The sequence below is a fragment of the Chamaesiphon polymorphus CCALA 037 genome, from assembly GCF_003003845.1.
GTDB classification, from domain to species: domain Bacteria; phylum Cyanobacteriota; class Cyanobacteriia; order Cyanobacteriales; family Chamaesiphonaceae; genus Chamaesiphon; species Chamaesiphon polymorphus.
This window is the reverse complement of the sequence record NZ_PVWO01000501.1, coordinates 1-4,123: the sequence shown is the minus strand read 5'-3', so window position 1 is coordinate 4,123 and position 4,123 is coordinate 1. Positions and strand designations below refer to the sequence as shown.

The window sequence follows — 4,123 nt, the reverse complement described above, 5'->3', positions numbered from 1 at the left end:
GTGGATGAGTGGATGGGTGGATGGGTGGATTGGTGGATGAGTGGATGGGTAATGGGTGGAACGCTGTTCCACAAGACCTAAAGCCTAAAGCCTAAAGCCTTCTGTCTAAAGCTTTCGCTAAAATCGGATAATGTTGGGGATATATAGAGGGCAAATCGTGTTAAATGCAAGCTGGTACAGAATTATTAGTTTAGCGGCCTTGCAAGGGGCAATTACGCTATCGTGGTTGATTTATAATATTTATTTGCCAAAACTGCTAATCGGTTATGGATTTTCACCTAGTTTGGCAGTGACGTTATTAATTATTGAAAATGCGATCGCGGTAATTTTGGAACCGTTATTTGGCAGTTTATCCGATCGAGCTTATCAGTGGATCGCTACTAAGTTTGGATTTGTTTCTCTAGGCGTAATTTTGACTGCGACACTCACGGTTTTGATTCCAGCGGTGTTTGTATTTCGGGATTTGTTTAGTGCTGCGAGCTGGATTTTACCGGGGGTATTAGTTGCTTGGGCGATAGCAATGACGGTATTTCGGACGCCTGCAATTTCCTTAATTGGTAGATATGCTTTCGCGAGTGAGTTACCGATCGCGATGAGTTTTTTGACGCTAGTGGGTGGATTTGTCGGTGCGATTCGACCGCTATCTCAAGATTTTATTCTCAGTTTGGGTGCGCCCGCCGCATTTACGATCGCGTCGATCGTGTTATTAGCAGCTACGGCATTATTACGTTATTTCGATCCGCCAGTAAGTAATAATTTAAATGTAACCGAGCGAAAGCCGATCGTCTGGACGCATGTTGGTTTACTAATTGTCATGGGTTGGGGCATGGCTTGGGGCGTTCGCTGCATATTTGAAACTCTACCCAAAGTGCTCAAGCTCAATATTCCGCAATTCGATCCGGCAATATTGATGGTCGCGATCTCGCTAGCAATTGCGGTATCTGCTTTACCTGCGGGATTATTTGCCAGTAAATATGGCAATCGAAGCGCGATGTTAATTGGGGCGATGGCTACCTCGATCGCTTTATTAATGATGGTCTTTGTCCCGACGATCGCGACTGTCGCACTCGCAGTTTTACTAATTATCTGTTGTTTTAGTTGGGTAACTAATGGTGCGGTTCCTTTGGCGATAAATGTCTTGCCACCACATCGATCGGGATTGGCAGTCGGACTTTATTTTAGTGGGTTTACTGGCGGAATTAGCTCCTTTAGTTCGCTATTCAATCCAATTAGTAATTTGACACCATTACTAGGTGCTATCTGCGGGGCGATCGGTTTTATGGTGGCTGGTGGATGTGTTTTAAACTTGAGCGATCGCGCAGGAGTTGACAAGGATATTTAGATGGAAAACCAAAATTTATTTTCTAGTATTCCACCGGATCTATCTACAGAAATTTTTCAAACCATTATATCGTCAGCCGAAATTAGCATCGAACGGATCGTCTCTAAAGGCCATAAATCCGATCGAGATTTTTGGTACGATCAAGATCGCCATGAATGGGTGCTATTGGTTAAAGGCGCAGCTAGGCTAGAATTTACTGACAGAACTGTAAATCTCCAGCCGGGAGATTATGTCAACATTCTTGCCCACGAACGGCATCGAGTCGATTGGACGGCTCCAGACGAAGAAACTATTTGGCTGGCAATCTTTTACCGATAGCGGTCATCTCCACAATCCAAAATGGGGCGTAGCTGAGTTAAGGTACGATCGTCTGTTTTTGCAATACAATTATTTCTGTTTTCCTCGCTCCCTGTCTCGTACATACACGATCTTAACTTCACTCTTTGCTAAAGTTACACGCAATATGCTGAGACATCTTCACCGCATTCATCGGCGAGATAGGAAAGGGCGCGGAAGCGCAAACCAACAGTTTGGTCGTAGAGTGGATTGAGTTTACATAAGGGCGGGATATGCACGATTTTGTGCCCGAACAGCGTAATATCTCGCTCGAATGGGCATTGAGAGGGAATAAATTTGCATAGCAACCGCGCTAATCTGGGATCTTGGATTTCTAAGCCATCCAGCCATGCTCGCACTGGTAATAACACATCACTTTTGGCGGTATTGGCAACATCTAATTCGGCGGTATTCGCACTTAGCAGCGTACTGTCCAAGGCTGTCAAAACTTGGGCATCGATATTGAGAGCCTGGTGAAATTCGCGCAATAAGGCTGCCTCTAGCGGTGAATACACCCCATCGGCTACAGCTACCATCATCGCCGTCCGCAAGAAATTTTCGGCCATCTGGGGGTCGTGCCCGAAATTTGCCACTAACTCCTCGGTACTAATCGGTTCGAGAGGGCTGACATCGATCCCTGGAGCGAGTTCGGTTTGAGTCAGGTCGATAATAGTTGCGCGTTCGGCAGTCGTAAAATCGCCATCAGCCCAAGCAATCGCGAGTAAACCTCTGAGCCAAACATGGAGTTGCGTGTCAGTATAACCAGTCATAGTCGATATAGACCTGAGTTACTACAATACGTTCGTGGCAGATATAAGTATTATATCCGCTCGACCGATCGAATGTGGCGGGGTGAGTGCGACAGGATTGTACTAGTACTCGACGGCATAAGTAAAGCAACCATTGCCTATACTCTGTGAAGACGAAAGCACTGATGCAGTCATCTCAGGCGAGGGAGAGATTCAGCAGGTAAATAATAAACTCGAAATCGAATTTGAATGGTGGAAGGCAATTCCATACACGAACCCATGCGATCGCGAAGCGTCCCCTATGGTGAATCGCGGCTATGGGCGACGAACTCTTATCGATCTTTCGTTGCCATTTGAGGATTGATGTTATCGTTGAGGGAATAAAATATTATATTGTGGGTGCTGTTGAGTTTCATTCTTCAACCCAATATATATATGAAATACACTTACCGGGCCTGTATTTATTTCAAGTATGTATAATTTATTTTCTTATTTTAAACAAACTTAATTCGATCGCATTGCTCGATCGTAATTACGGCGCGATCGATTGCAAGTCACGATCGTTATAAAATACTGTTTGTTTCAATTTGAGGTATACTGAATAGCGAGAAACTGGGCTTAAGTTAAAGTAATTAGAAGAATTAGAGAGACTTTCTCTGTCCGGGCTTCAAACAGTAGGAGGTTGGCTTGAAACGGTCTGTTGTCATTCGCCGCAAGCATCTGGGTACTTTGCTCAAAAGGTTGACGATCGCCTATATATCCACCTGTCTATGTTTGTGGATCGGGCAACGCCATCTGATATTTCATCCCTATCGCGAACTTGTTGGAGTTCCTAGTTCTTCACCCTGGAACATGCCATATCAGGAGATTGTCATTCCGAGCGGATCGGGGCACTTGAAAGGCTGGTGGATTCCCGCCGATCCTCGCCGAGTGAAAGATTCGACTCCTCCTAAGGTTATCTTGTTCTTGGGCGGGGCTGCTGGTAATAAAAGCCACTACTTAGATCGAGTTGAAGGACTGCGACAGTTAGGATTTGCCTTGCTGCTATTCGATTACCGAGGCTATGGTGAGAGTCCAGGTGATTTCCCCAGTGAGACTCAAATTTACAAAGACAGTCAAGCAGCATGGAACTATCTAATCGATCGGCAAAAAGTTTCACCTCAACAAATATTTATCTATGGGGAATCATTAGGCGGGGCAATCGCCCTGGACTTAGCCGTCAAACATCCGCAAGCAGAGGGCTTAGTCGTGCAAAGTTCATTTACATCTATGACAGACATGGCTAGGTGGAAAGGATTCGGCTGGCTGTTTCCCATCGATCTACTTTTGAATCAGAAATTCGATTCGATCGCCAAGGTGCGATCGCTCCAAATTCCCGTATTATTCATTCATGGTACGGCGGATGACGTCGTGCCATTTAAAATGGGACAAAGACTTTTTGCGACTGCTCCATCTCCTAAATATTTGCATGTCGTTCCCGATGCAGGACATGCCAGTCTGCTCAGATCTGGAGAGCAGTCTTATCTCAAAGCCATTGGGCAATTTATCCGGCAAAGGTAGTCATATTTACAGATGTTTCGGCTTTATCTCGATTTTCTTCCCACCTGTCAACATTTTTTCAAATGATTCACTTGTAATCATCATCTTCTCTACAAGCTAAGTTTTCAGACGATTTTAACTCGATCTCCTCATCGGT

At 45.0% G+C, this 4,123-nt stretch carries 4 protein-coding genes; 3 read left to right on the top strand and 1 reads right to left on the bottom strand.

What is annotated here, in order from left to right; all coding sequences use genetic code 11:
* The first annotated feature begins 157 nt into the window (after positions 1–157).
* Together C7B77_RS25285 and C7B77_RS25280 are read left to right on the top strand one after the other, a co-directional pair.
* On the top strand, positions 158–1,342 hold the full coding sequence (locus tag C7B77_RS25285) for an MFS transporter (RefSeq protein ID WP_219892278.1): 1,185 nt from the start codon (positions 158–160) through the stop codon (positions 1,340–1,342).
* Positions 1,343–1,660, top strand: coding sequence for a cupin domain-containing protein (locus C7B77_RS25280; RefSeq protein WP_106311457.1), 318 nt, complete (start codon positions 1,343–1,345; stop codon positions 1,658–1,660). It begins immediately after the preceding gene.
* A 134-nt stretch (positions 1,661–1,794) separates the two neighbouring features.
* Here the strand turns inward: C7B77_RS25280 and C7B77_RS25275 are convergent, their stop codons facing one another.
* On the bottom strand, positions 1,795–2,448 hold the full coding sequence (locus C7B77_RS25275) for a Mo-dependent nitrogenase C-terminal domain-containing protein (RefSeq protein ID WP_106311454.1): 654 nt from the start codon (positions 2,446–2,448) through the stop codon (positions 1,795–1,797).
* Between the two features lie 666 nt (positions 2,449–3,114).
* On the opposite strand from C7B77_RS25275, the gene C7B77_RS25265 reads away from it, so the two are divergent.
* A complete protein-coding gene (locus tag C7B77_RS25265) occupies positions 3,115–3,987 on the top strand; it encodes an alpha/beta hydrolase (protein ID WP_106311448.1) in 873 nt (290 codons plus the stop codon).
* Positions 3,988–4,123 lie beyond the last annotated feature (136 nt).

What these genes read in the sequence shown, in the direction of transcription:
- C7B77_RS25280 (WP_106311457.1), top strand. Translation starts at nt 1,343, where the DNA reads ATGGAAAACCAAAATTTATTTTCTAGTATTCCACCGGATCTATCTACA.
- C7B77_RS25275 (WP_106311454.1), bottom strand. Translation starts at nt 2,448, where the DNA reads ATGACTGGTTATACTGACACGCAACTCCATGTTTGGCTCAGAGGTTTA.